Origin of the sequence: Cyanobium usitatum str. Tous (genome assembly GCF_003011885.1) — a bacterium.
Taxonomy (GTDB): Bacteria; Cyanobacteriota; Cyanobacteriia; order PCC-6307; family Cyanobiaceae; genus Cyanobium_A; species Cyanobium_A usitatum.
In genome coordinates this window covers 123,771-149,127 of sequence record NZ_PXXO01000007.1, presented here as the reverse complement: position 1 = coordinate 149,127, position 25,357 = coordinate 123,771, and the positions used below count along the sequence as shown (strand labels likewise).

Sequence of the window (25,357 nt, the reverse complement as noted above, 5' to 3'; positions counted from 1 at the left end):
TAACCGATGTATATTTTCGAGTGTAGGGGTTGTGCCTTATGAATGCTTTTCTTACCGCCGCCATGGAGCCCTCTGGGGCCATCACCCTGGCGGTGTTTGCCCTGGCGATCCTGCTGTTCGTGACCGGCTGGCTAGCCCCTGAAGTCACTGGGTTACTGGCGGCAGCCCTGCTTGTGACCTTCCGAGTGCTCAAGCCCGATGAGGCCGTACAGGGGTTCGGCAGCCCAGCCCTGATCACCTTGATGGGCCTCTTCGCCGTGTCGGCGGGCCTGTTCCGCAGCGGTGGCCTGGATCGTCTGAGAGCCCTGATCGCCAGCGATGCCATCCGCAGTCCAAAACGAATGATTGCCCTGATGGTGGCAGTGGTGGCGCCGATCTCCGGATTTATCCCCAACACCCCGATCGTGGCGACCCTGCTGCCAGTGGTGGAAGGCTGGTGCCACCGGCGAGGGGTATCGCCTTCGAAGGTATTGCTGCCGCTGTCATTTGCGACGGTGTTGGGCGGCACCATCTCCCTGCTGGGCACCTCCACCAACCTGCTGGCCAGCGATGTGAGTAGCCAACTCGGCTTTGGTCCCCTCGAGCTGTTCAGCTTCACAGCCATCGGTATCCCCGTCTGGCTGCTGGGGGGGCTCTACATGTTGTGGGCTTCCGACCGGCTCCTACCGGATCGCGGCCTCGACGACGGCGATTTGCTGGGATCCCTCGCCCGGGAGGGCTATCTCACCGAGGTACTGGTGCCGGAGGGCTCCGAGCTGGCGGGCCAATCGCTGCACAACAGCCGTCTGCAGCGCCGCTACGACGTAGACGTGCTCGAACTGCAGCGCGGTAGCGAGGTCTTCAGCGCCCCCTTGGCCGACCGCACCCTCCAGGTAGGCGATCGTCTTGTGCTGCGTTGCAACCGGGAAACCCTGCTGCGTCTCCAGCAGGAGCGCACGGTGGTGCTGTCACCGCCGGCGGAGCAAGAGGAGGCCCTTGAGGAAATGAAGCATCCCGCGGTCACCAGCATGCGCATGGTGGAAGTGCTTCTTCCGAACGGCTCCACCATTACCGGCACCAGCGTGCGAGACCTTCGCTTCCGTCAGCGCTACAACGCCACCCTGCTGGCGGTACGTCGCGGCAATCAGGTGCTGCGTGAATTGCTCGGTCAAGTCGTGCTTCAAGCCGGCGATGTGTTGCTACTGCAGGCGCCCCTTGATGCCATTCGCGGCCTGCAGGCCAACAACGATCTGGTGCTGCTGGACGAACTGGAAAAGGACATGCCCACCACCAACCGCAAATGGGTAGCGGTTCTGGTGGCATCCCTGGTGATCATCCTGCCTCTGTTCAAAGTGCTCAACCTGATGGCCGCTGTTCTTCTGGCAGTGGTGGTGATGGTGGCCACCGGCTGCCTGCGACCCGGGGAACTGCAGCGATCCATCCGTTGGGACGTGATCTTGCTGCTGGGTTCGCTCTCCTGCTTCAGCGAAGCGATGCAGAAAACCGGCCTGGCCGAGGCACTGGCGCAGGATCTGCTGCATGGCCTTCAGGGGTGGTCGGCTTACGGGGTCCTGTTCGTGGTCTTCGTGATCGCCCAACTCTTCACCGAAGCCCTCAGCAACGGCACCACCGTTGTATTGCTGATGCCAATCGCCACCGCCATAGCCCAGGGGCTTTCGCTGCCACCGATGGCGTTCATCTTTGCCATTACCTTCGCGGCCAGCCAGAGCTTCCTTACCCCGATCGGATACCAAACCAACCTGATGGTGTTCGGGCCTGGGCGCTATCGCTTTCTGGACATGACGCGCTACGGGGCGCCACTCACCATCGGACTGGCGATCGTGGTTCCCTGGCTGATCTGCCGCAAATTTGGGATCTAAGCAAAACTAGATAGAACACTTGATTCAGCAATTAAGAACGCCAGCGGAATTTCTTGCAAATCCACCTCAACAGCAGCCACAGCATTCCCCCAACTACCGCCCCAAAAAGGATCCCAACTAGAACGCTGGTAAATGGTTTAAGAGCAGCTGCAACACCTGCGTAACCAGCCCCAAGGGTCTGACCGGCAACGGTTAGCAGCAGGATCCAAATCAGGCTGCCTGCCGTAGTCCAAATCAGAAACAAAGGCTGGGGCATCATCTCGATGCCAGCTGGCAACGACACCAACGTGCGGACCCCGGGGATAATCCGCCCCCAAAACACCACCGCTACTCCGTGGCGATTGAACCAGCGGCGGCTGCGGGCCAGGTCCGCAGGCCTCAAACCAAACCAGCGGCCATGGTTTGCCAACCACTGCTCCAGCTGCTCCTCGTTGATTAGACGGCCGATTCCATACCAAAACCAAGCCCCCAGCACCGTGCCCAACAGGCCTGCAAGCACTACAGGAAATAGCTGAAGCCTTCCCTGCTGGATCAGAAAGCCTGCCAGCGGCATCACCACCTCCGAAGGAATAGGTGGCACCAGATTTTCCAGCAACATCACCAGGGCAATTGCCCCATATCCCAGAAGCGGGTTGGTGTCCACCGCCGCCAGGAGAAGCTGGGGAAGCTTCTCCATCAAGGCGGACAGCTCGGCCATCAACCCATTGCGGCAGGGGTGTTAGCCCGGCGGCGGTTCCACCACTGCCGGAAAACCTTCTCAGCCTCGAGGTAGGTGAAGAACAACAGGCTCACCCCAACGCACACCATCAGATCGACAAGGGCCAGGGGCTCTGTACCAAAGAAACGGGAGAGCCAGGGAACATAAAGCAGCAGCAACTGGAGGCCACTGGTGAATACCACAGCCCAGAGCAGCCAGGGATTACTGAAGGGGTTCACTTGCAACAAGGGGCGCTCACTGCGAGCCGAAAGGGCATGACCCATTTGGGCCAGGCACAAGGTGGTGAACACCATGGTTTTCCAGGGGCCGTCCACGCCCTGGGTGCGGTAAAACCACACCATCATGGCAATCGTCATTAAGCCGAACACCAGACCAACTCGCACGATGTAGCGACCAATGCCCCTGGCAAAGATCGATTCACCCGGCCGAGCAGGGTCCCGGTCCATCAGGCCGGCCTCCGCCGGCTCGAGGGCCAGCGCTAGGGCAGGCACCCCGTCTGTGACCAGATTCATCCAAAGGATCTGCAAAGGAGTTAGAGGAACGCCAATCAGTCCAACCAGGGGAGCCGCCGAAATCGTGACCAACTCGCCGACATTGCTACCCAAAATGTATTTAACGAAGCGGCGAATATTGGCGTACACCAGTCGCCCCTCCTCAACCGCGCTAACAATCGTGGCGAAGTTGTCATCCAGCAGCACCATGTCGGATGCCTCCTTGCTCACCTCCGTGCCGGTGATGCCCATGGCTACACCGATATGGGCTTGCTTAAGGGCCGGGGCGTCGTTGACCCCATCTCCCGTCATCGCTACCACTTGGCCATTGGCCTGCAGGGCCTTAACGATGCGCAGCTTCTGCTCAGGCGGCACCCGGGCATAGACACTGCAGCGAGCTACCACCGCGCGCAGCTCCTCATCACTGCAAGCTTCCAGTTCCCGCCCCAGCACCACCTCACCATCGAGGGTGGTTAGACCAATTTTTGAACCAATGGCCCTGGCGGTGAGCGGGTGATCGCCGGTGATCATCACGGGCCGAATGCCAGCACCGCGGCAGATCGCCACCGCCTCAGTGACCTCGGGCCGTGCCGGATCCAGCTGGGCCATCAGGCCAATCAACACCAAACCCGAGAGGTCTTGCTGCGGACTGGAATGGTGGGGAGCACAGGCAAAGGCCAGCACCCGCAAGCCCGAGGCCGCCAGGTCGCGGGCTTGATCGATCCACCACTGGAGCTGATTGGGGCTGAGCGCCACTACCCCGGAACCATCCAGCCAGCTGCTGCAGCTAGCCAGGATCACTTCAGGGGCACCCTTGCTGATCATCAGCTGACTGGAGCCTTCTGCCGCTGCCCCGAGGGGAGCCTGGAGGCTGCCGTCCGGATCATTCACCCATACCGCCATCAACTGACGCTCTGAGCTGAAAGGAATCTCGGCCTTGCGGGCATAGCGCTGCCTGAGCTCGAAATCGTCGAAACCAGCCTTACCAGCCACCACGGCCAAGGCTCCTTCCGTGGGGTCGCCAAGCACCTCCCAGGCCCCCTCTGCTCCTTGGCGCAACTCGGCATCACTGCAGAGCACACCGGCCTGCAGCAGCAGATTCTGCAAACCAGGATGGGCCCCGGCCAAGGGAGCCTCAGGTGCTGCCAGGAGCGCTGTCGTGAATTCGCCGGTGGGCTCGTAGCCCTGGCCACCCACCAGCACCGATTGATTGCCGAAGCGCAGCTCCTGAACAACCTGGCGATTTTGGGTGAGGGTACCGGTTTTGTCTGAGCAGATCACGGTGACAGAGCCCAAAGCCTCCACCGCCGGCAGACGCCGAATCAGGGCAGCACGCCGCACCATGCGCTGGGTGCCGATCGCCAGGGTGACGGTGATCACGGCCGGCAAGCCCTCGGGCACAATCGCCACCGCCATCGACAGGGAAACTTCGAGCAGGTCGAACGGGTCTTGACCCAGCAGCAACCCAAGACCCACAACAATTGCCACCAGGGCCAGGGCTGTGCCAACCAGCACCTTGGCTAGACCATCGAGCCTCTCCTGCAGGGGGGTGCTCTCGCCGCCAGCGGTGTTGATCAGGGTGGCTATCTGACCCAGCTCAGTGGCCATGCCGGTAGAGGTCACTACCGCAACCCCCCTTCCCCGCACCACCTCGGTGCCCTGGAACATGCAGTTCTGTCGCTCCAGCATCGGTGTGGCTGAATCCAGCACCAGCTCGGCTCGCTTAAACACGGCCTCCGACTCACCAGTGAGGGCGGCTTCTCTCACTCCCAGATCAGCCGTCTCGAGTAGGCGCCCATCAGCCGGCACCCGATCGCCGGCCTCGAGGCGGATCAGGTCGCCCGGCACCAGCTCCTCACTCGACAACTTCTGCCACTGGCCGTCGCGGCGCACCTGCACCTGGGGTTGGGACATATCGCGCAGTGCCAGCAGCGCCTTCTGGGCCCGGCTCTCCTGCAGATAGCCCAGTAGGCCATTGAGAGCAACGATCACCACAATCGCGATCGCATCCTTAGGGAACTTCTGCTCCACATAGGCCACGCCGGCGGAAACAGCAGCAACCGCCAGCAACATGATCAACATCACGTTGCTGAACTGGTCCCACAGGATCAACAAGTTGCTGCGACCAGCTGCAAGTTCAAGCCGGTTGGGGCCAGTAGCGGCCAGACGCCGGCTTGCCTCTGCCGTGCTCAGCCCAGCCTCCCCGCTCTGCAGCTCCTGCAGGCAGGATTGCCCATCGATGGCATGCCAGTTCTGGGGCATGGGAGTTGTCATGAAATCAGAAGTAGTTGGAATAGATGATTAGGGAGGACTCAGCTGATCTGGCTGAGGAACTGCTTACTGCGCTCATGGCGCGGGTTAGTAAAAAACTGCTGCGGCGGCGCCACCTCAACCACCTCGCCATCAGCCATAAGCACCACTCGGCTTGCAACCTTACGCGCAAAGCGCACCTCATGGCTTACCACCACCATGGTCATGCCGTCGCGGGCCAGCTCCTGCATAACTGCCAGCACCTCCTGCACCATCTCGGGATCTAGGGCACTGGTGGGCTCGTCAAACAACATGATGCGGGGCTCCATGCAAAGCGAGCGAGCAATCGCCACCCGCTGCTGCTGACCGCCGGAAAGCTGGCCTGGAAATTTGTGGGCCTGCTCGGCGATCCCAACCCGCTCCAACAACTCCAGGGCCTGGCGCTCCACCTCAGCTTTAGGGCGCTTGCGCACCTTCACCGGCGCCAGGGTGAGGTTGTCGAGCACCGTGAGGTGGGGAAACAAATTGAACTGCTGGAACACCATGCCAACCTCCCGGCGGATCGCATCTATGCGGCGCAAATCGTCGCTGATTTCAATGCCATCCACCACGATTGAGCCCTTCTGAAAATCCTCCATGGCATTGAAGGTGCGCAGGAAGGTGCTCTTACCTGAGCCCGACGGACCCATGATCACGACCACCTCGCCCTGGTGGACGCAAAGATCAACTCCCCGCAGGGCATGGAAGCCGTTGGGATACCACTTCTCGACCCCACGGGCCTCGATCATCAGGGCGGGGGAGCTGATCATGCCTGGGGCGCAGAGGGGGAATGGGGATTAAGGCGAGTTTCTAAGGCGCGACTGCCCAGCCCAAGGGCCGCGCAACAACTCCAAAACAAAATGGCGAGCACTAAGTACACCTCCGCGTTCTTACCAAGAAACATTGGGTTGGCCATCACCGTACGGGCGGTGCCGAGTAGGTCAAGCAGGCCGATCAAGGAGAGCAAGGTGGTGTCTTGCAGCAGGGATATGAATTGGCCCACCGTGGCTGGCAGAGCAACTCGTAGGGCTTGGGGAAGAACCACATGCACCAGAGCCAGAGGCACCGACAAGCCCAGGGAGCGGGCCGCCTCCAACTGACCCGCAGGCACCGCTACCAAACCTGATCGCACCGCCTCAGCCACATAGGCAGCAGCAAAGAAGGTGAGCACCCAGGCAGCCCGCCAAACCCGATCGGGAGCCAACCCCCCTGGCAGGAGGAAGCCGAGGATGTTCTGCCCCAGAAACAGCAGGGTAATAAGTGGTGCACCGCGGATGAACTCGATGTAGATCACCGAGCCCCAGCGCAGCAGCGGCAGCTCGCTACGGCGACCAAGGGCGAGCAGAACCCCTAAGGGAAAGCAGAGCAGAATGGCAAAAGTGGCCATCAACACCGTGAGCAGCAAGCCACCCCACTCAGAAGGCGGCACCTGGACCAGACCCAGGCCACCACTAATCAGCACCATCCCCACCAGGTAAAGCAAGGGCCAAAGCAGGGGAATCAGCCGGCGGAAAGCCTGGGGAATGGCTGGCCCGTAGCGCCCCGCCGCCCAGCGGGCCAGCAGCAACAGACCCGCAATCCCCCACCAACGCGCCTGGATGGCAAGGGTTAGCTGTAGGGCCATGGGCCGCCAGAGGGCGAGCACCCCCAGGATTGCGGCGGCCCAGCGGTCGTTGCGGGGCCAAAGAGCACGAACAGCACCGGAGCCGGGAAAAGCCCTCAACAGACCCCAACTCAGCCCAGTTGCCAGGGCCAGCAAGGTAGTGAGCAGCCATAGGCGCCACTGCTGCTCCACTGGATAGCGACCTACAGCAAACAGGGTGCTGTTGGCACTGAGCACGGCCCATTGGGCCTGGAATAGGGCCCAGCGGAAAAAGCCCAAGGCCGCTGCCAGCAGGGCGGCCAGCAGGGCGATTGAAATCAAGCCATCGAGTCGGCTGCCAAAGAGCTCCTTTTGCAATCTGCGCAAGGGACTCGCTCGCACCACCAGAGGAGCTGTACTTGCCATTTCAGCGTTCTCTCAGCTGCACCAAGCCATTCAGCCCGTTCATCAGGGCAGAAATCACGAGGTCGATCACTAAATAAGAACCCAACAAGATCAACATCACCTCAATGGCACGGCCGGTTTGATTCAGGGTCGTTTCCGAAACTGAATAGAGATCGGTGAAACCGCAGGCCACTGCCAGTGAGGAATTCTTGGCCAGTGAAATGTATTGGCTGTTGAGCCCCGGCACAATTACGCGCAAGGCTTGGGGCAAAACGATTCGCCGCAGGGTCAGCAGGGGCGGAAAACCCAATGAGGTGGCTGCCTCCCACTGTCCCTTGGGCACAGAGGCAATACCGCCGCGCACCACCTCGGCGATAAAGGCAGCGGTATAAACCACCAGCCCGGTGAGCAGGGCCCCAAATTCAACGGTGAAGCGCAGAGGGGCCTGCCAAACCCCATCTACCAATTCGGGGGAGCCTAAAAACAGTCCTGATTTAGCGAGCACTAGCCCCGGCAGTTGCAGAGCGTCACGGCCATTCGGCAAGGCCAAAAAAACTACGAAATACCAAAAGATCAGTTGCAGCAGCAGGGGAATATTGCGAATCACCTCCACATACACCCGAGCCAGTCTGCGCAGCAGCCCATTGCTGCTGAAAGAAGCAGTGCCTATAAGGGTGCCGAGGACAGTCGCACCCACCAAGCCTGCGATCACTACCCGCAGGGTGTTGACCAATCCCGCCAGCATGGCTCGCCAGTAGGGAAGGCTGGCATCAAACGGCAGGATTGTTTCAGCCAGATCAAATCCCGCTGGTTGCCCCAGCCAGCTCCAGCTGAGCAGCAGGCCCCGGGCGGTGAGGTTGAGCAGCAGGTTGGTGAGCAGAAATGCCACCACCACCCCAATTACCAGAGCCACCGCCCCCTGAACAAGCCAGGGTAGGTAGCGGCGGTTGCGCCACCAGGGGGTGACTTCAGATCGGCTCGTCATGGCAGTGTGCCGGCGCTAACGGAACTCACAGGAAGGGAGGCGAATACATCAAGCCCCCTTGACGCCATTGCTGATTCACACCTCGCTCCAGCTTGAGGGGCGATCCCGTGCCCACATTGCGCTCGAACACCTCGCCGTAGTTACCCACAGCCTTCACGGTCCGAACCACGAAATCGGCAGGCAACCCCAGCTGCTTGCCAAGATCGCCCTCCACTCCAAAAAAGCGGCGAAGCTGGGCAAGGTTTTTGTTTGCTTTGGCCTCAGCCACCTTTGCGTCGATGTTGGCGGCAGTGATGCCCATCTCCTCAGCCTGAATGAGGCTGTAAACGACCCAGCGCACGGCATCAGCCCAGGCCGGATCGGCATTAACAGTGGCAGGGTTGAGGGGCTCCTTGCTCAATACATCTGGAAGCAGGATGTGTTCAGAGGGCTTCGGGAAACCGGTTCGCTTTGCTGCTAGCTGGGAGCGATCGGTGGTGACGGCAACGCAGCGGCCCTGCAGATAGGCCGCGTAGGTCTGATCTCCCGACTGAAATTTGAGTGGGGTGTAGGTGGCATTGAGCTCCCGCATACGGTCGGCCAGGTTGAGTTCTGATGCCGTTCCGGTCTCCACGCAGATCGGCTTGCCGGCAACGTCCTTAAGGGATCGAATGCCGCTGGTGGCGGGCACCATCACGGCCTGGCCATCAAAGAAGGTGGTGGGGGCAAAGGCGAGAGCATTACCGCCAGGCGCATCGCGACTGAGGGTCATGGTGGTGTTGCGGGAAAGTAGGTCAACTTCACCGCTGCTCAGAGCCGCAAAGCGTTCGGTGGCACTGAGGTCGCGGTAAGTGACCTTGGCAGGATCCGATAAAACCGCAGCCGCTGTTGCCTTACAAATGTCTACGTCCAGGCCGCTGTAGCTGCCGTCAGGACTCACAAAACTGAAACCCGGCAGCTTGCCGTCCACACCACAGATCAAGCTACCCCGAGCCTTAATTGCGGCCATTTTCTGGCTTTGAACTCCACCCCCATCACTGGCGCAGCCCACCAGGGCCAGGGACGCGATCAGGGGTACGGCGGCAGTGAACCGGTGAAGCTGGACCATGGATAATTCCGCTGTCGGACCAGTGTTACATCAAGGGTAGGGTGGCGCCATTAATGCTATTGATCAGAGCTATGGCTAACCGTCAACAACGCCTCGAGTGGATATTTGAGCGTTGGCTGTGGCGCTTCCGGCTGATCGCGATTGTGCCGGTGGTGATGAGCCTGCTCAGTGCTGCAGCCGCATACCTTGCCGGCACCTTGGAGGTGCTTGGGGCCCTGAAAGCGCTGCTCAAAGGCTCAGGCGACACCAGTTACGCAATCGCCCTGCAGCTGGGCAAGTTGGTGGGAGGAGTCGACCTTTACTTGATCGGCATCGCCCTGATGATCTTTGGCTACGGGGTGTATGAGCTGCTGATCTCCAACATTGAAGCGGCGCACGAGGACGGCAAAGACGGCGGCAGCGGCCTGCTCGACATTCGCAGCCTCGATGACCTCAAGGAAAAGTTGGTAAAGGTGATCGTAGTGGCGTTGATAGTGTCGGCCTTCAAGGCCATGTTGGTCTTCCCAATCCATAGCACCACCAACCTGCTGGTATTCAGCGGCAGCGTGTTGTTGTTGGCCCTGAGCGCCTGGCTGGTGGCTGGCGGCAAAAAGCCCCCCACGCCTAGGTGAGGGCCTTGGTCCTTGATCCTTGGCCCTTCAGCGCCCACCAAGCCGGCAGGGCAAACAGACAGCAATAGAGGGCCGGCCCCCACTGCCAGCCCTGCTCCTCCAGCAGCCAGCTGCACACCACTGGAGCGGTGCCAGCAAATAGGGCCATAGCCAGGCTGTAGGCGATCGAAAAAACTGTGCAGCGCTGTCGCACTGGCACCCACTCCACCGCCAGCACCCCCTGCCCGCCCATGGACATCATCACGGGCAACACCCCGAGCAGCTGACCCATAACTAGGCCGCTGGGGCCGGCCAACTGCACCACAGGCAAGGCGATCGGAGTAACTAGGGCCAGCAGAAGTGTGCCGAGCCGGTTGACCTGCAACTTACCCCAGCGATCCGCCAGCACGCCGCCCAGCAGCACCACGGGCAGGCCAATGGTCTGTATCACGGTAGAGGTGCTATTGGCCTGGGCCAAGCTTGAGCCGGGCTGGTGAGCGCTGTAGTCGACCAGGTAGACAAACAGCACATAAAAGACGACGTTGGCGAAGGAAACCAACGCAATGATGCGCAGCACCAGCGGACCCTGCTGACGCACCTCGGCCAGCCGCCCCCCCATCGCCCGCAGCAAGCCAACCGCACCAGCAGGTTGCGGATCGCTGTGATGGGGCTCCAAGGTTTCTGGCATGCGCCGCCGCATCCACAGGCCCAGGAAAGCCACCAGCCCACCCAGGGCGAAGGGGAGCCGCCAGCCCCAGGCATCCATGGCGGCATCGCCGAGGGAGCGGGCCAGCAAGGCCACGGTGAGGGATCCCAGGCTGAACCCCACCAGGCCACCGGCGGTAGCCAGGCTGGCCAGCAAGCCCTGCTGACCAGGGGGGGCCGCTTCGGTGGCGTAGGTCATCGAACCGGTGAATTCACCACCCACCGAAAACCCTTGCACCATGCGTAGGCCCAGCAGAGCCAGCCCAGCCCCCGCACCCCACTGGGCATGAGTCGGCAACAGGGCAATCAACAGGCTGGCGGCGCCCATCAGCACGATGCTGAGGCTGAGCATGTTGCGGCGGCCAAGCAGGTCGCCGATTGGGCCGAGCACCAGGCTGCCCACGGGCCGCATCAGGTAACCCACCGCAAACACGCCGAAGGCGGCCAATGCCTGCAGGCCCGGATCCTCGGCCGGGAAAAAGGCATGGCCGAGGGGGGTGGCTACATAGCCGTAAACGGCAAAGTCGAACCACTCGAGGGCATTGCCCAGCAGGGCGGCCAGGGTGGCGGCGCGCCGCTGCTGCGGTGTGAGATCCATTGTCAGAGACCGTTACTTGAATCGAGTTGGCTGCTCTCCCACCCTTCGAGGATCCGATCCAGGGGCACCCAACGCCCACCGAGCCGGGCTAGGACAATGATCATCGTAATCGGGAAATCGCGGTTAACTATTAACGGAACCACCATGAGGCCCTCGCCAGCAGAGGCCACACCGCAAAGACCGACCACCACCAAGACGTTAAAAATATTTTTACCCAGAATTTTGCTGATGGCGATATCGCCGCAGTCTTGAATCGTGGAGATCAAACTCTCAAATACCCCTGGCACGATGGTGCCTAGAGACACCACTGTGGGGGCGATCACAATCTGGTTAGTACTCAACAACAGAGCAAGGCAGAGGAGCCACCCGCTCACAAACAACTCGCCACTGGCCAAAGTGGCCTCGGTGAGGGCTGCCGAAGAATCGATATTGGGATTCTGTACGGTCCAGCCGCCGACAGGGGCCAAGCCGGGGACTGCGACCTACGATTTCTCTAGAACTTAGGCAGACATTTCGAGTGATTGATCCGGACGTCACAATTGCCGCAGCTGCCTCGGCCCAGTCCGATGAGCTCGAAAGCCTCTTTAGCTTTCTGGGCCAGATTCAGCAGGATGGTGCCCTGCGAGACCTGCTTAACGATGTGATATCAGCTCCCGATGTGGTGGCCATAGCCGCCGATCAGGGCTTCAACTTCCAGGCCTCCACATTGCTGGGACTGTTCGAGCGCTGCAATGAAGCGCCTCTGGCGCGCCAGGGGCTGATGGACGAAAAGTTGATTCGTGTCTACCTGCAGCGGCAGCGCCTGCAGGCCCCATGACCGCAACCAAACGCCAAGCTCTGCTTGGTCTCTGGCAGCAGCAGGTCCAGGCATGGGCCCAGAACGGCGAACTTGTGAGCGCCGCTGTCCATGCCCTGGGATTGGGTAAGGAGCCTTTGGCTCTGACCGCTTTGGCTGAGGCCTTAGCCCAGGGCGATTTCAGTGGTCTGCCAACGGTGGAGTTGATGGCAGACGACGAATTGCCCGGGGCCCGCAGCCATTTTTCAGAAAGCAGCCAAACGGTATTTCTCAACACCAGCTGGCTGGCTGGTTCTGACCAAGACGCCGTACTGCATGAGTTGACGCTGCGCTGGGGCGAGCATCTGGATGTGCTGTTAAACACCTCCGACACCCCTGGAGACGAGGGCAGCCACTTTGCGGCCCTGCTCAGCGCTGGCCTAGCAACTCCTCCCAAGTGAGCGGTTGGGAGGGGGGACGTCCTTGGGGACGGGAGTGCAGCGGGCAGCTGGGATAGCTGGTGCGGCTTGAGCGGGATGGGGACGGGGAAACAATAAACATGGAAAAGTGAATCGATATGGATCTCGCACCGAAGGATTGCCATTCCCCTATGGGGAATTCACACGGAGCAATCGCTAAGCAGAACAATCAAACTGGACTGAGCTGACTTGGCCAACAGATCTGACTTGGCAGACTGATTGGCCTTCCCCAGGAAGCGCAGGGGATGCATGGTGCTTGTTCTGGCCTGCGCAAGCTCTTAGAGCTAGCCGGCTTCCGCCAGACCCATCCATCATAGCCCGAGAGCAGGCACCCCTTCGCTTGAGCAATTCAAATGATGGGTTTGAGCAACAAAGCACCCACGAATAGGGCCGTATAAATGCTGAGCAGCAGCAAACCCTGGTACCAGGTCAGGGAATCCCCTTCCGTCACCCAGTGCACGGCAAAGGCGGTGGCCCCAAGGCAGGCAAGGGCCTGGGGCGGGAAGGTGAGGTGTAGGAAACGCCCCATTAGCGGTCCGAGCAGCACCAGGACGGGCAATACGAACAACATCAACTGGACACTGGATTCGACGGTGCTGGCCATCGCCAGGGCCATGCGACCTCGACTGGCCGCCCGAAAGGCGACCAGAGCTTCTGGAATTGCAGAAAACAACGGCAACAACAACATGCCTACAAATAGGGGGGTGACCGCACTGCCTTCGACCAGTTCTTCGAGCCCAGCCACCAAGTGTTCCGAAACCCCGGCAATGGCCAGGGCCACCAAAACCAGCACCCCCACAATTGCCAGCAGCGACGACTGGGACTCGCTGGTAGCACTAGCTTCTGCGATCTCCCTCTCAACAGCAAATAGCCGCCGATGGGTACCAAGTTGATATAGGTAGGAAAGCAGATAAGCCAGCATCACAATCACCGCTACAACCAGGGAGTAGACGGCAAACAGATCAAATACTTTGCTGCCCTCGGTGATCGGGTGCATCGAGTCCCAGAAAAAGATCGAGGGGACCGACATCAAAATCACACTTATCAGCAACTGGCGGGTGCTCAGGCCACGACTGTGGCGATTGAGATCCACCACCAACTCCCGCCTCCCAGCCACGATCGTGCTGATTCCGAGCACCAACAGACTGTTGGTGATCACGGCACCGGCAATGCTCAACACCACCAGGTCGTAAAGGCCACTTTTCAAGGCCGTCAAGGCGATCACCAGCTCAAGCAAATTGCCCAGGGTGACGTTCAGCAGCCCTCCCAACCGCTCACCAACGCGGTGCACAAGGCGATCGACCAGCTCAGCTGTGATCTGGGCCAGGGGGATCAGGGCGAGGCCGCAAAGCAGGAAATAGGGGAGCTTGAAAGGGCCCGCCGCCTCAGGCGGCACCACAATCGCCACTGCACTCACCAGCAGCAGCAGCTTCCAGCGACCACTCAAAACTTCTCGAATCAGCACCGGGCAAATCCAACCAAAATCAATGGGGGCAGGGGGACTTGAACCCCCACAACGTTGCCGTCTGCGGATTTTAAGTCCGCTGCGTCTACCAATTCCGCCATGCCCCCTTCGTGGCCATCCTAAATTGGTGGCAACAAGAAGGTTTGCCGTGCAGCTGCCCGGGTTTCTTCAATCCGTTTCGCCTGATCTACTGCTGGTGCTGGTGGCCTATGCCCTGATCGGAGGCGCCTATCTAGTGGCCGTGCCCCTGCTGCTCTACGCCTGGATGATCAAGCGTTGGACGGTGATGGGCAAGCTCGAGCGCTTCGGGGTCTACGGGCTGGTGTTCCTGTTTTTCCCTGGTCTGATCTTGTTTGCTCCCTTCATCAACCTGCGCATGGCAGGTCAGGGCAACGTGCTCTCATGACCAACGGTCGGGCCCTGCTGCTGGCCCTAGGGGTATTCGGCTTGGGCGGCGGCGGTTATTGGATTTTTCAGGCCGGGGGCTTTGAGGGCTTTTCTGCTGGTATCGCCGCCTCTGCCCTGCTGATGGTGCTGGTACTCGCCTGGACGGGCAGCTACCTGTTTCGGGTGGTCACAGGCAAAATGACCTTTATCCAGCAGCGGCGCCAATACCGCGAGGCCTACGACGCCTTCACCACTGAGGCTCTGCAGCGCAAGTTTGACGCCCTCAGCCCCGAAGAGCAGGAGCGACTCCTGCGCGAAACGGGCCAGCTGCCAGAAGCTCCCCAGGGAGAGACATAGGCTCACTGGCCGAAGCCCTTATCGCTGCTGTGTCTGCTGCTTTGTCTGCCTCCCCCACCCAAATCCAGCAGCGTTTCATCTCCCTTCGCCAACAGGGACGTTGCGCCCTGATGCCGTTTTTGATGGCGGGCGATCCGGATCTGACCCACACCCGGGCCAGCCTGCTGGCCCTGCAGGCCAATGGCGCCGACCTGGTGGAGCTCGGCATTCCCTACAGCGATCCCTTGGCCGATGGACCGGTGATCCAGGCCGCCGCCAGCCGAGCCCTGAAAGCTGGCACCACTCCAGCCGGGGTGCTGGAGATGCTTAGCTCCCTCAAGGGTGAACTGACCATGCCCGTGGTGCTGTTCACCTACAGCAACCCCTTGCTCAACCGCGGCATGGAGGCCTTCTGTGCCGCCGCCGCCGCCGCTGGTGCCGCTGGCTTGGTGGTGCCCGACCTACCCCTTGAGGAGGCCGAGAAACTCTCAGTAATCGCAGCAGCTGCCGGCCTCGATCTGGTGCTGCTAGTGGCGCCCACCACACCAGCCGAGCGCATGGGAAGAATCCATCAGGCCAGCCGCGGCTTCACCTACCTGGTGAGCGTCACCGGCGTGACCGGGGTGCGCACAAACCTTGAATCCCGGGTGGGCGATCTGGTGGGCCAACTCAAGACCATGGGAGATACGCCAATCGCCGTGGGCTTTGGCATTTCCGGCCCCGAGCAAGCCCGTCAGGTGCGCGACTGGGGCGCCGATGGAGCAATTGTGGGTAGTGCCCTAGTGAAAGTGATGGCGGCCGCCCATGGCCAGCAGGGCGACGTTGCCGCCGCGGCCGGGAGCTTCTGCGCCGAGTTGCGGGCCGGGCTCGACGCTTAAGCCCCTCATGCTGTTTTCCCCCGCCTGCGAGCGCAACAAAGGGCCGATCCTGGCTGTGCTTAAAGAGTGGTTGCCGGCCCACGCCCAAGTACTTGAGATCGGCTCAGGCAGCGGCCAGCACGCAGCTTTCTTCTGCCAGCAGATCGCAGGGATCGGCTGGCAGCCCAGTGAACGCCAAGAGAGCCTCACGGATCTGCAGGCCCAGCTGGAGGCCCTTAGCCCCACGCTGCCAGCCGCCATAGCCCTGGATGTCACGGACGCTGGGCAGTGGCCATGCCAGAGCTTCGATGCTGTATTCAGTGCCAATACGGCTCACATCATGTCGGCCGCGGCCGTAACCCATCTATTAGCCGGAGCCTCGCGGGTGTTGCGGCCTAGCGGGCTGCTGCTGCTCTATGGCCCCTTCCACGACGGCGGCATACACACTGCCGCCAGCAACGCCGCCTTCGACCAGCACCTGCGCAGTCTCGATCCAGCCATGGGGGTGCGTGATGCCATTGAGCTGGTGCAGCAAGCCCAAAACCTCGGTCTCGAGCTCCTAGCCGATCTGCCCCTGCCGGCCAACAATCGAATGCTGGTGCTAGAGCGTCGATGAACGAGGCAACCAACGAGGCAACCAAGCTATTCAGCGCGGTGGCCGCGTCCTACGCCCGCCACCGGATCACCTACCCCGCAGCCTTCTTCGAGGCCTTCCTGGGCCACCTGGCCAGCAACCCCCTGGTGTGGGACTGCGGCTGCGGCAGCGGCCAGGCCGCAATCGACCTGGCAACCGCCGGTGCCCGGGTGATTGCCACAGACGCCAGTGCGGCCCAGCTCTCAGCCGCCCGCCCCCACCCCCAGATCCGCTATCAGCTAGCTGAGGCATGCAGCAGTGGTCTGGACAACGCCAGCGTCGACGGGGTGCTGGTGGCGGCCGCAGTGCACTGGTTTGCCGGCGATGCTTTCAACACCGAAGTGCGGCGAGTGTGCAAATCGGGGGCTGTAGTGGCCTGGATTGGCTACCTGCCGTTCCGCTTGGCGGATCCACGACTCCAGTCAGCACTAGATACGTTCCACAGCGTCACCCTGGCCCCCTGGTGGCCCGCCGAGCGCCGCTGGGTGGAGCAGAGCTACGCCGGTTTGGCCTTCCCAGCTGAGGAGTGGCCGTTTCCGGCGGGGCTATGGATCGAACGCCACTGGACCCTGGCCGAACTGATCGCCCATATCGGCACCTGGTCAGCGGTGCAGCGCAGCCGTGAGGCCGGTAGCGATCCACTCCCTAACCTTCAGGCTGAGCTGGAGTCCCTATGGCCCGAGATGGGTCAGGCTGCCCTGCTGGTGCGCTGGCCCTTTATTGGTCGCTGGGGCCAGCTGTAGCCAGTAGGCGGCGTAGGCCGCTGAACAGCCGATCGAGGGCCTCAGCCAGATCCGCAGCGTCGAGCAGGCCGTAGCTGAGCCGCAACACCGGCCCAGCGTCGTTGGAATCCAGCCCGAAGCTGCCGCCGCTCAGGGTCGCCACCCGGTGCTCGAGCACCAGCCGCCGCATCAGCGTGTCCGCATCGAACGACAACGGCACAGCAACTTGCAGCAGGGCGTAGAAGGCCCCATCTGGCTGGGCCAGCAAGCGCACCGGCAAGCCCTGGGCCTGCTGCTCTGCCACGGCAGCCAGCAGCTGCAGGCGCAGCTTCGCCAGGGCTGCGATCCTGGGCGCGCACCAGGCCGGTCCGGCAGCTAAGGCGGCACGGGCGGCGTGCTGGGTGAGTCGGGGCGGACAGATCAGCACCGTGTCCTGCACCTTCAACAAGGAAGGCAGCAGCGCCTGCGGTACGGCCATGTAGCCCAACCGCCAGCCCGCCAGGCCATAGGCCTTCGAGAGCGAGTGCAGCGACACGGTGTGGGCGGCGCTGCCCGGCAGGGAACCGGCGCTCCAGTGGGGCTCCTCGCCGTAAACGAACTGCTCGTAGGCCTCATCGCTGATGTGAAACAGGCCGTGCAACGCACAGAGCTGGTTGATTGCCGCCAACACCCGGGCCGGAATCACCACGCCACTAGGGTTATTTGGCGACACGGTGACGATGGCCCTGGTGCGCGGGGTGATTGCCGCCGCCAGCCGCTCCGGATCGGGTATCAGGCCCGCCTGCACCGGGACTGGCACCGCACCGGCCAGCTGCACCGCCATCACGTGGTTGAAATAAAAGGGCACAGGCAGGATCACCTCGCTGGGTTCCCCTGGGGGACCCGCTGCGATCACTTGTGCTACCGCGTTGAAAGCCATGTTGCTGCCGGCTGTGACCAGCAGCTCAGCCCCTATGAGATCGAGGTCGTTCTGGTTGGTGAGCTTGGCGGTGATTACCGCCAGCAGCTCTGGATCACCCAGGAGTGGCCCGTAACGGTGCAGCGCTGGCCCCCCGGTCGCCAGGGCCTCGGCCACGGCAAGCGCTACGCCCGGTGGCGGATCCCAGCCCACCATTCCCTGGGCCAGCGACAGGGTGCCGGGGGTCTGGTGCACTAGGGCCGCCAGCTCAGGAATAATTGGGCTGAGTACCTTCGCCAACCGCTGGCTTGGGCCCGGTAGGGGGTAAGCGGGATCGCTCACAGCCCTAAGGGTCAAGGGTTGTATTTGGCAGTTGACTGCTTAACGCAGGTCGCCTTGGCTTGATCCAAGCTTTGGCCTTTGCTGTAGCCGTCGGCAATGCAGCCACAGGTCTCGTCGACCATGCCAGCAGGTGGTGTTTTGCCTGCCTTCTTGAAGTCATCCTGCATGGCGCTGGAGCATTTGCCGACGATGATCTGCTTGATCATGTTGGCTTGGGCAGGAGCCGCGAAAAAGGCAGCGCTAGCAAGAACGAGACAGGAGCGAAGCACGTTTATTTGGAAACTTGTCGAACCCGTCTTAACACCATTGATCGGCAACCAGTAAGTCGGTAACCCCGTAATGTCAGGCCCCGATCACTCCCAACACCATGCGCTTCGTGCTCTGGGGTACCTACTGCGATGACGCCCTCGAAAAACGCGGCCCCTATCGGGAAGAGCACCTGGCCGGACTGCAGGGCCTTAAGGACGCCGGCACCCTGATCACCCTGGGCCCCACCGAAGGCAGCACCCATGTGTTCGGGATCTACGAGGCCGACAGCAAAGAGAAGGTTGAAGCCCTGGTTAAGGCAGATGTCTACTGGCGCAATGGCATCTGGACTGAGGTGCAGGTGTATCCCTGGATCCAGGCCTTCTGAAGCAAGTTCAGACCTTGGGCCAATCCAGCTGGGCCTGCTGCCACACGTAGCCCGCCACCGCCTCTGCTCCCCCTTCCCCAAGCACGGCTGCATAACCAGACATCTGGCCCTGGCCGGCGGCGGCAATTACGGCGATCCGCTCCGGACCATCGATGCCATTTCGCTCCAGGGCAGCCAGGTGCAAGTTTTTGCCGCGGCGAATGATGTTGCCCCCATTTACGTGGCAGCCAGCGCAATGGTTGGCAAACAGCTCAGCCCCATCCGCCGCAGGGGCAGCCCAAACCGGGCCAGCACTTATTACCAGCGCCGCCATCACAACGGCAAACCATCTCAACCTGGCCAACCCCAACCCCCGCAACAACTTCTGCAGCATCTTGGCAATCTTGCTATTGATGATTCCAGTGTGCCGATGATTCCAGTGTGCGCCTGCAGGCGCTAAACAGGGTCCTACGCCGCCACCTGGGTCCTGGCTAGCCCCTTGCCACCCGTCACCCTGCTGCACAGCGCCGACTGGCAGATCGGCAAGCCCTATGCCCGGGTCAGCGATCCAGACAAACGCGCCCTGCTGCGCAAGGTGCGGCTCCAGGCAATCGGCCGTATCGCAACCCACGCCGCCGTCACAGCAGCTGACTTGGTAGTGGTAGCTGGGGATCTGTTCGACTCACCCACGCCTGGTGCAGCGGATGTGAGTGCCGTGTGTGCCGCCATCGGCACGATCCCTTGTGCCGTGCTGGTGATCCCCGGCAACCACGACCACGGTGCCCCAGGCAGCGTGTGGCATACGCCCTATTTCCAGGCGGAGCAGGGGCGCCGCGCCGCCAACCTGCAGGTGTTGCTGGAGGCCACACCCATCGAACTGGAGAGAGTGGTAGTGCTGCCCTGTCCGCTCCTGCGTCGCACTGATGCAAGCGATCCCTGCGGCTGGCTCAACGGCCTCAACTGGACTGAGCTGCCTAAAAACAAGCCCAGGTTGGTGCTCGCCCATGGCTCGGTTCACGGCTTTGGTGCCACCGACCTTGATGCCGCTGGCGAGCCAGACGACGACAACCCCGGCGATGCCAGCAACCGGCTGCGGCTGGAGGGGGCCTGGTTGGAGCATGTTGACTATGTGGCCTTAGGCGACTGGCACGGCCTCAAACGGGTATCAGAGAAGGTTTGGTATAGCGGCACCCCTGAAGCAGATCGCTTTCCCCGCAGCGCCGACTACCGCTGCGGCCAGGTGTTGCAGGTGCAGCTTGGGCGGGGCGTGGTGCCCCAGGTGAGCCCCTTGGCCACCGGAAACCTGGGCTGGCATCCCCTGCGCATCCAGCTGCAGCAGGACAGCGACCTCGAGCGTCTGGAGGTTCAGCTAGATGCTCTGCTCGGCGGGCGCATCGGCAGCGACCTGCTGCTGCTGGAGGTGGACGGCAGCCTCAGCCTGGCTGGCCATCGCCGCTACGCGGAACTGCTGGAGCGCCTGGATGCCCAGCTGCTGCGCCTGAAGCTGCGTGGACGCTGTGAAGCGGCGCCCGGAGATGCCGAACTAGCCGAGCTCACCCAGCGCCCCGGCGATCCCCTGGTTGCCCGGGTTGCCCAAGAGCTGCATCGCTGTCTTAAGGCCCCTGGCGACGCCGACCCCACGGTGGTGCGTCTAGCCCTCAGCGAGCTGCACCAAACCGTGGCCCAGTTGCAGGGGTAAACATGCGCCTGCTCCACACCACCCTGCGCCAGGTGCGCTTGCACCAGCAGCTCGAGCTCCAGTTCGATCCCCGCTTCACCCTGCTGGGCGGCCCCAATGAGGCGGGCAAGAGCACGGTGGTGGAGGCCCTGCACAAGGTGCTGTTCCTGAAGGCCACTGCCACGGGCCGGGCGGTAGACGAAATGCGCTCCCGCCTGCACAGCGGCCTGCCGGAGGTGGAACTGGGCTTTGAGGCGGCCGGCGCCCGTTGGGAGCTACGCAAGCGCTTTTCCGGCGCAAGTGGCACCTGCCAGCTCAGCAGCGATGCTGGCCTGGCCCTGCGGGGGGCGGCGGCGGAGGAGCAGCTGGCCCGTCTACTGGGGGTGGATGGGCCAATCGAGGGCAGGCGCCACAGTCAGTTGCCGCTGCGCTGGGCCCACCTCTGGGTGCGCCAGGGGGAGGCCGGCACCAACCTGCTGGGCAGCCCCAGCGAGGCCTACGACGTTGAACAGCTGGTACAACAACTGCAGCAGCGGGGCGCGGCGGCTGCGGCCCTGGAATCCCCCCTCGACCGCCTGGTAAGCGAGCAGCTGCAGGCCCGGCTCGACCAGCAGTTCACGGCCACAGGCAAGGTGAAAGCCGGCTCCCCCCTGGCCGCGGCCCGCCAGCGCTGCTCAAGCGCCCTACAGAACCTGCAGCAGGCCCAATCGCTCCAAGCTGAGCTGGAAGCGGCCATGGAGCAGCTGCGCCAATCAGGTCAAAGGTTGCAGCTGATCGAAGCCCAGGAGCGACCGCAGCTGCAGCGAGCTCTCCAGCTGGAGGCCCAGGTGCGGCTGCGGCGAGCCCAGATCGAGCCCCTGCGCCAGCAACTGAGCAATCTTGAGCAGGCCCTATCGCAGCTGCAAGCGGTGCAGCGGCAGCTGGGCGAACTAGGAGCGCAGCAGCAGGACTGGCAGCTGCAACGCGCCAGCCGGCAACAGCAATCCCGCAGCTTGGAAGCCAATTGCCAAAGCTCAGAGCAGGCCTGCCAGAAGCTGAAAAACCAGCAGCAGCAACAGGTCGAGCGTCTAGAGCTGGCCCAGCAACTGCTCGATCTAGCCAACCTCGAGCGGGAAGGTCAGCAGCTCCTAGAGCATCAACAACAATTTCAGCGGCTCCAGCTCCAGGCGGAACAGTGCAAGCAGAGCCTTGCCCAGCTGGCCCCGATCGATGCCGCCGCTGTGAAGGCCCTGCGGCAGGCCGAACAGCAATGGGCCCAGGCCGAAGCCCGCAGCCAGGCCATGGCGACAGCGATCTGTTTGATTGAGGCGGATCAGCCCGTAAGCCTCGCCGGCCAGCCCCTATCGCCTGGAGAAACGGTTCAGCTAAATGGCAGCGCCGAGCTGGCGGTGGGCTGCGGGGTAAGGCTGCAAATCAGCCCTGGGGGAGGGGAGGCGACCGCCCAAGCTGCGGCTGCCCTGCAGCACAGCGGTGCGGCCCTGCGCGAGCTGCAGAGCTCAATTGGCGTGGCCAACAGCGAAGCGGCAGAAGTGATTGCCCAGCAGCGCCAGGCCCTGGAGCTCGAGCTGGCCAACCTGCGCCAAGCGGCCAGCGCCATCCCCTGGAGTCGCTTGGAAGAGCAGATCGCCGCCCTTGAGCCGAGGCGTCAGCGCCTGCTCAGCCGGCTGGCACACCTTCAATTGCAGCGCCAGCGCCTGGCCGAAAGCGGCGAGCTGCCCCAGGGGCGCGCGGAGCTCGAGGCCTGGATCGAGGAGCTGCGGCAACAAGCCAACGAGCTCAGTCAAAAGCAGCAGCAGGCCGAAGCCGAGCGCACAAGCTGGCGCCAGCAGCTGGAGCAGCAGCACCGAAGCAGCCAGGAGCTGGAGCGAAACCTCGAGCAACTCACGGGCTCCCTGAGCACCTTGGCGGAACGCCAACTAGCCCTACAAGCCAGTCACGGTGATGCGCAGCAACTAACTGATGCGGTGAACAGCAGCCGCCAGGCCCTGCTCATCCAAGAGGCGGAGTTGTCTGCTCTGGATAAGGAACTGCTCGACAAGCTGCCAGCTGGCGGCGCCATCGAGCAGCGCCTACGCCTGCTCGATGGCGAGAAAGACGCCCTGCTCACCAGCCGCGGCCAAAACGAGCAACGCTGCCTCACTCTTAGCTCGGATGATCCAACGGCATTAGTGGAACATCGCCAGGCAGCCTGGGAGTCGGCCCAGGCAGATCTGGAGGCGCTGGAGCTCCAAACCCAGGCATTGCAGATGTTGCAGAACCTGTTTCACCAGACCCGCCAGGATTTCTCCCAGCGCTACAGCGAACCGCTGGAGCAGGCCATTGGGCCCTACCTCCACTACCTGCAAAACGGCAGGCACCAGGCAAGCCTGGACTTTGACCCCAAAAGTGGGTTTGGCAATTTCGAACTTCAGCAGGGCCAACACCGCTTTGGCTTCGAGCAGCTAAGTGGAGGCATGCGCGAACAATTAGCCGCCGCCCTGCGCTTGGCCATTGCGGAGGTGCTCCAACCCGCCTACGACGATTGCCTGCCGTTGATATTCGACGACGCCTTTACCAACAGCGATCAACAGCGCCTGCAAGCGCTGCAGCAGATGCTGCGCCGAGGGGCCAACCACGGCATGCAACTGATCCTGCTGTCCTGCAACCCGAATGACTATCAGGAGCTAGCTGTCGAGCTTGGCAGTGAGATCGCCCTAGCCGCCTGACCAGAGAGTCGTGGGCGGCAAGACAAAAAAAACCCCGGACCAGCCGGGGTAAACAATCAATAGATGCTTAAGCAGGGTCCAGTGGGGACGCTGCTATCACTCTTCGTCTTCGTCGGTGGCACCGGCGGGAATCAGGCGGATCTGCTTGCGGCCGAGCTTGATCTCGAACTCATCGCCGGGCTTGAGATCAAGCAGTGCCGTATAGGCCTTGCCGATCAGCAGGTTGCCATTGCCTTGCACGGTAGCGATGTAGCTGAGTTTGCGGCCGCCCTTGCCAACCTTGCCAGCACCGCCAAGCTCAACGCCCTTGGCTTCAAGCAGGGCCTCATAGAAGGCAGTGAAATTAAGGCGCTCTCCGCCGTCCTTCTTATTGGAGACATAGCCGCAGGCCCGGACGATCTCCGACTTACCCACATCGCCAAGCTCTTTGACCTTGGCAAGCAGTTCTGATCCTGTGAGCATCGATTTAGGGGATTGGTGGGTGAATTGGCGGGGCTTAAGAGGTTTGCCCCTGGGAATTACATTCAGAATTTACACCATTAACTGCAGCTGCCAAGCTTTGCCAGGCAATTCAATGCCTAAACATTCAGCCCATTTCGATGCTGGCTGGCAGCGGTGATAGAAAGCAGGCTGAACCCAGCAACGGGATGGAAAACCTGCGGGTGCTGCATCCCGTCGATCTCGATCAAGTAGCAGCGGTGTATCACGACGCCGTGATCAGCCAAGCCAAAGGCCTTTATAGCCAAGCTCAGATTGCGGCATGGGCCAACCATGCCCACACCAGCAATGCTGTTCGCGAAGCCCTGCATAGGGGCTATGGCCTAGCCAGCTGCGCAGCCAACAACCAAAACATTATTGAAGCTTTTGGGGTGCTTGATCCGCCGCAACGGCTATCGCTTCTCTATTGCCGCGGCAGGGCCTCCCGGCAGGGAAGGGGCCGCCTAATCCTGCAGTCCCTTGAAAGCCACGCCTGGCAACAGGGGGGCCGCCAGTTGCACACCGAGGCGAGCCAGCTTTCCAAGCCGCTTTTGCTCCAGCTCGGCTGGCAGATCGAGGCCGAAGAGAAGGTGATATTTGCTGGGGAATCCTTCCAGCGATGGCGGATGATCAAAGACCTGAGCCAGCAAAACGAACGGGGCCGCGATGGCTGAAGCCCAATTGCAGCAATTTCTCGAGAAGGTACGCCAGCTGAATGCCTTCGTGGCCCTCAGCGAGGCCGAGCCATCCCTGCGCCAGGCCCTGAGGGACTGCAGTGATCACCACGGGGTGGTGGAACTAGCCCGCAGCCGGGGCTTCGAGATCGGCCGGCGCTGGGGTGAAACCGATTCCCCCCGCCAACCTGAAGCCAATCTATTAACTACTCCCTGCCCTCTTGAGGGACAGGAAATCAGTGTCGTTTTAGTGGATCAAAAAAACTGGCGACTTGAGCGGATCCACTCCTGCCTAGCAGCCAGTCCTGAGGGTTTTTGGTACGACCAAGAGGAACACGAGTGGGTAACCCTGCTCCAAGGCAGCGCCCTGCTTGAGCTAGACGGTGAGACGGTGCCTGTAGAGCTCTGCCGAGGTGACAGCCTGCTGATTCCAGCCCACCGGCGGCACCGGCTGCTCGCTACGGATCCTGCTCCGGGGACCGTATGGCTGGCCCTGTTCTGGCGGGAGGCTGGCGAATGTTGACGCTGCGAACCAGCCAGAACGCCGCCGCTAGGGCGAGCACCGCAATACCTAGCCCGCCGAGAAGCTCAGGCTTGTTTTCGGCCCCGGGGGGCAGCACGATCACCTTGCGAGCTACAGCGGTCATGGCTGTGAGCAACACCAGCTCGATCTGCACCACATGACGGCGCAGATAGGAGGTCACGTTTTGGAGCACCTCCACCGCAATTAGCAGGGTGAGCAGATCGCCCAAGACCGCATTGATCTTGCTGCTGAGCCAGGGCGTATCGGGCTGGAGCACAGCCGCGGTTACACCGATCGTTAACTGCACGGTGCCAGCTACCAACACCACCAGCAACACGAGGCCAAGCAGCTTGGCCAGGGATTGCTCGCTGCGATCGATCAGCTCGAGATAGGTGGCGTCTTGCCAGAGCCGGCGCAGTTTTTTGATCACAGTCGCCAATTAATTCTTGAACTGCTCATAGATAGGTCGGGCTTGGGTGTCGC

General features: G+C 61.9%; 28 protein-coding genes and 1 tRNA gene. 14 read left to right on the top strand and 15 right to left on the bottom strand.

The annotated features are described in order from the left end of the window. Positions 1-38 precede the first annotated feature (38 nt). Positions 39-1,859 carry an SLC13 family permease gene (locus C7K55_RS07940; protein WP_106502869.1) on the top strand — a complete coding sequence of 607 codons (1,821 nt, stop codon included), beginning with the start codon at positions 39-41 and terminating at the stop codon, positions 1,857-1,859. Between the two features lie 31 nt (positions 1,860-1,890). On the opposite strand, the gene C7K55_RS07935 is transcribed toward C7K55_RS07940, so the two are convergent. From C7K55_RS07935 to C7K55_RS07910, 6 genes are read right to left on the bottom strand one after another with little or no spacing between them, the layout of a single operon-like run. Then, positions 1,891-2,556, bottom strand: coding sequence for a DedA family protein (locus C7K55_RS07935; RefSeq protein WP_106502868.1), 666 nt, complete (start codon positions 2,554-2,556; stop codon positions 1,891-1,893). Next, positions 2,556-5,342 (bottom strand): cation-translocating P-type ATPase, encoded by a 2,787-nt coding sequence (locus C7K55_RS07930; protein WP_106502867.1) that lies wholly within the window; start codon positions 5,340-5,342, stop codon positions 2,556-2,558. The genes C7K55_RS07935 and C7K55_RS07930 overlap by 1 nt, the downstream gene beginning before the upstream one ends. A gap of 38 nt (positions 5,343-5,380) precedes the next feature. Then, positions 5,381-6,127 (bottom strand): amino acid ABC transporter ATP-binding protein, encoded by a 747-nt coding sequence (locus tag C7K55_RS07925; protein WP_106502866.1) that lies wholly within the window; start codon positions 6,125-6,127, stop codon positions 5,381-5,383. Then, entirely contained in the window at positions 6,124-7,365 is a 1,242-nt protein-coding gene (locus C7K55_RS07920) for an amino acid ABC transporter permease (RefSeq protein ID WP_106502865.1), read from the bottom strand. Before C7K55_RS07920 ends, C7K55_RS07925 begins: the two co-directional genes overlap by 4 nt. 1 nt (position 7,366) lies before the next feature. Continuing rightward, positions 7,367-8,329 carry an ABC transporter permease subunit gene (locus C7K55_RS07915; protein ID WP_106502864.1) on the bottom strand — a complete coding sequence of 321 codons (963 nt, stop codon included), beginning with the start codon at positions 8,327-8,329 and terminating at the stop codon, positions 7,367-7,369. 25 nt (positions 8,330-8,354) lie between these two features. Next, on the bottom strand, positions 8,355-9,416 hold the full coding sequence (locus C7K55_RS07910; RefSeq protein ID WP_106502863.1) for an amino acid ABC transporter substrate-binding protein: 1,062 nt from the start codon (positions 9,414-9,416) through the stop codon (positions 8,355-8,357). 71 nt (positions 9,417-9,487) lie between these two features. On the opposite strand from C7K55_RS07910, the gene C7K55_RS07905 reads away from it, so the two are divergent. Beyond that, a complete protein-coding gene (locus C7K55_RS07905; RefSeq protein ID WP_106502862.1) occupies positions 9,488-10,027 on the top strand; it encodes a YqhA family protein in 540 nt (179 codons plus the stop codon). On the opposite strand, the gene C7K55_RS07900 is transcribed toward C7K55_RS07905, so the two are convergent. After that, complete coding sequence (locus C7K55_RS07900; RefSeq protein WP_106502861.1) at positions 10,020-11,309, bottom strand: MFS transporter; 1,290 nt, start codon at positions 11,307-11,309, stop codon at positions 10,020-10,022. The genes C7K55_RS07905 and C7K55_RS07900 overlap by 8 nt on opposite strands. A 2-nt stretch (positions 11,310-11,311) precedes the next feature. Further along, positions 11,312-11,683: a hypothetical protein gene (locus C7K55_RS07895; RefSeq protein WP_277621539.1), complete on the bottom strand. Its 372-nt coding sequence runs from the start codon at positions 11,681-11,683 to the stop codon at positions 11,312-11,314. A gap of 143 nt (positions 11,684-11,826) precedes the next feature. Here C7K55_RS07895 and C7K55_RS07890 point away from each other — a divergent pair, with 143 nt between their 5' ends. Next, positions 11,827-12,126, top strand: coding sequence for a Nif11-like leader peptide family natural product precursor (locus C7K55_RS07890; RefSeq protein ID WP_241518256.1), 300 nt, complete (start codon positions 11,827-11,829; stop codon positions 12,124-12,126). Then, the gene (locus tag C7K55_RS07885; RefSeq protein WP_106502860.1) at positions 12,123-12,545 is read left to right on the top strand and encodes a hypothetical protein; all 423 of its coding nucleotides are present in this window, start codon (positions 12,123-12,125) and stop codon (positions 12,543-12,545) included. The genes C7K55_RS07890 and C7K55_RS07885 overlap by 4 nt, the downstream gene beginning before the upstream one ends. A 367-nt stretch (positions 12,546-12,912) precedes the next feature. On the opposite strand, the gene C7K55_RS07880 is transcribed toward C7K55_RS07885, so the two are convergent. Together C7K55_RS07880 and C7K55_RS07875 are read right to left on the bottom strand one after the other, a co-directional pair. Further along, a complete protein-coding gene (locus tag C7K55_RS07880; RefSeq protein WP_241518255.1) occupies positions 12,913-14,010 on the bottom strand; it encodes a calcium:cation antiporter in 1,098 nt (365 codons plus the stop codon). Between the two features lie 41 nt (positions 14,011-14,051). Then, positions 14,052-14,135, bottom strand: a tRNA-Leu gene (locus C7K55_RS07875). 41 nt (positions 14,136-14,176) lie between these two features. Between C7K55_RS07875 and C7K55_RS07870 the strand changes: the two genes are divergently transcribed. The 5 genes from C7K55_RS07870 to C7K55_RS07850 are packed head-to-tail and all read left to right on the top strand — an operon-like array spanning position 14,177 to position 16,985. Continuing rightward, positions 14,177-14,434, top strand: a complete 258-nt coding sequence (locus C7K55_RS07870; RefSeq protein ID WP_106502858.1) for an NAD(P)H-quinone oxidoreductase subunit L — start codon at positions 14,177-14,179, stop codon at positions 14,432-14,434. Beyond that, positions 14,431-14,772, top strand: coding sequence for a DUF3007 family protein (locus C7K55_RS07865; protein WP_106502857.1), 342 nt, complete (start codon positions 14,431-14,433; stop codon positions 14,770-14,772). Before C7K55_RS07870 ends, C7K55_RS07865 begins: the two co-directional genes overlap by 4 nt. A gap of 41 nt (positions 14,773-14,813) precedes the next feature. After that, positions 14,814-15,629, top strand: a complete 816-nt coding sequence (gene trpA, locus C7K55_RS07860; RefSeq protein WP_106502856.1) for a tryptophan synthase subunit alpha — start codon at positions 14,814-14,816, stop codon at positions 15,627-15,629. A 7-nt stretch (positions 15,630-15,636) separates the two neighbouring features. After that, positions 15,637-16,224, top strand: a complete 588-nt coding sequence (locus tag C7K55_RS07855; protein WP_106502855.1) for a DUF938 domain-containing protein — start codon at positions 15,637-15,639, stop codon at positions 16,222-16,224. Then, positions 16,221-16,985 (top strand): class I SAM-dependent methyltransferase, encoded by a 765-nt coding sequence (locus C7K55_RS07850; protein WP_106502854.1) that lies wholly within the window; start codon positions 16,221-16,223, stop codon positions 16,983-16,985. The genes C7K55_RS07855 and C7K55_RS07850 overlap by 4 nt, the downstream gene beginning before the upstream one ends. Here C7K55_RS07850 and C7K55_RS07845 read toward each other — a convergent pair. Together C7K55_RS07845 and C7K55_RS07840 are read right to left on the bottom strand one after the other, a co-directional pair. Further along, positions 16,960-18,204, bottom strand: coding sequence for an aminotransferase class I/II-fold pyridoxal phosphate-dependent enzyme (locus tag C7K55_RS07845; RefSeq protein WP_241518254.1), 1,245 nt, complete (start codon positions 18,202-18,204; stop codon positions 16,960-16,962). The genes C7K55_RS07850 and C7K55_RS07845 overlap by 26 nt on opposite strands. An 11-nt stretch (positions 18,205-18,215) precedes the next feature. Continuing rightward, positions 18,216-18,410, bottom strand: coding sequence for a hypothetical protein (locus tag C7K55_RS07840; RefSeq protein ID WP_106502853.1), 195 nt, complete (start codon positions 18,408-18,410; stop codon positions 18,216-18,218). A gap of 161 nt (positions 18,411-18,571) precedes the next feature. Between C7K55_RS07840 and C7K55_RS07835 the strand changes: the two genes are divergently transcribed. Continuing rightward, entirely contained in the window at positions 18,572-18,838 is a 267-nt protein-coding gene (locus C7K55_RS07835) for a YciI family protein (RefSeq protein WP_106502852.1), read from the top strand. Between the two features lie 7 nt (positions 18,839-18,845). Here C7K55_RS07835 and C7K55_RS07830 read toward each other — a convergent pair whose 3' ends face one another. Continuing rightward, positions 18,846-19,151, bottom strand: coding sequence for a c-type cytochrome (locus C7K55_RS07830; RefSeq protein ID WP_241518264.1), 306 nt, complete (start codon positions 19,149-19,151; stop codon positions 18,846-18,848). A gap of 165 nt (positions 19,152-19,316) precedes the next feature. Between C7K55_RS07830 and C7K55_RS07825 the strand changes: the two genes are divergently transcribed. After that, on the top strand, positions 19,317-20,516 hold the full coding sequence (locus tag C7K55_RS07825; RefSeq protein WP_241518253.1) for a DNA repair exonuclease: 1,200 nt from the start codon (positions 19,317-19,319) through the stop codon (positions 20,514-20,516). A 2-nt stretch (positions 20,517-20,518) separates the two neighbouring features. After that, a complete protein-coding gene (locus C7K55_RS07820) occupies positions 20,519-23,200 on the top strand; it encodes an AAA family ATPase (protein WP_106502849.1) in 2,682 nt (893 codons plus the stop codon). A 96-nt stretch (positions 23,201-23,296) separates the two neighbouring features. Here the strand turns inward: C7K55_RS07820 and C7K55_RS07815 are convergent, their stop codons facing one another. Continuing rightward, positions 23,297-23,662, bottom strand: a complete 366-nt coding sequence (locus C7K55_RS07815; RefSeq protein WP_106502848.1) for an AbrB family transcriptional regulator — start codon at positions 23,660-23,662, stop codon at positions 23,297-23,299. Positions 23,663-23,799: 137 nt separating this feature from the next. Between C7K55_RS07815 and C7K55_RS07810 the strand changes: the two genes are divergently transcribed. Further along, the gene (locus C7K55_RS07810) at positions 23,800-24,351 is read left to right on the top strand and encodes a GNAT family N-acetyltransferase (protein ID WP_241518252.1); all 552 of its coding nucleotides are present in this window, start codon (positions 23,800-23,802) and stop codon (positions 24,349-24,351) included. After that, on the top strand, positions 24,344-24,874 hold the full coding sequence (locus C7K55_RS07805) for a Nif11 domain/cupin domain-containing protein (protein WP_106502847.1): 531 nt from the start codon (positions 24,344-24,346) through the stop codon (positions 24,872-24,874). The genes C7K55_RS07810 and C7K55_RS07805 overlap by 8 nt, the downstream gene beginning before the upstream one ends. On the opposite strand, the gene C7K55_RS07800 is transcribed toward C7K55_RS07805, so the two are convergent. After that, positions 24,810-25,313: a phosphate-starvation-inducible PsiE family protein gene (locus C7K55_RS07800; RefSeq protein ID WP_241518251.1), complete on the bottom strand. Its 504-nt coding sequence runs from the start codon at positions 25,311-25,313 to the stop codon at positions 24,810-24,812. The genes C7K55_RS07805 and C7K55_RS07800 overlap by 65 nt on opposite strands. Between the last annotated feature and the right edge of the window lie 44 nt (positions 25,314-25,357).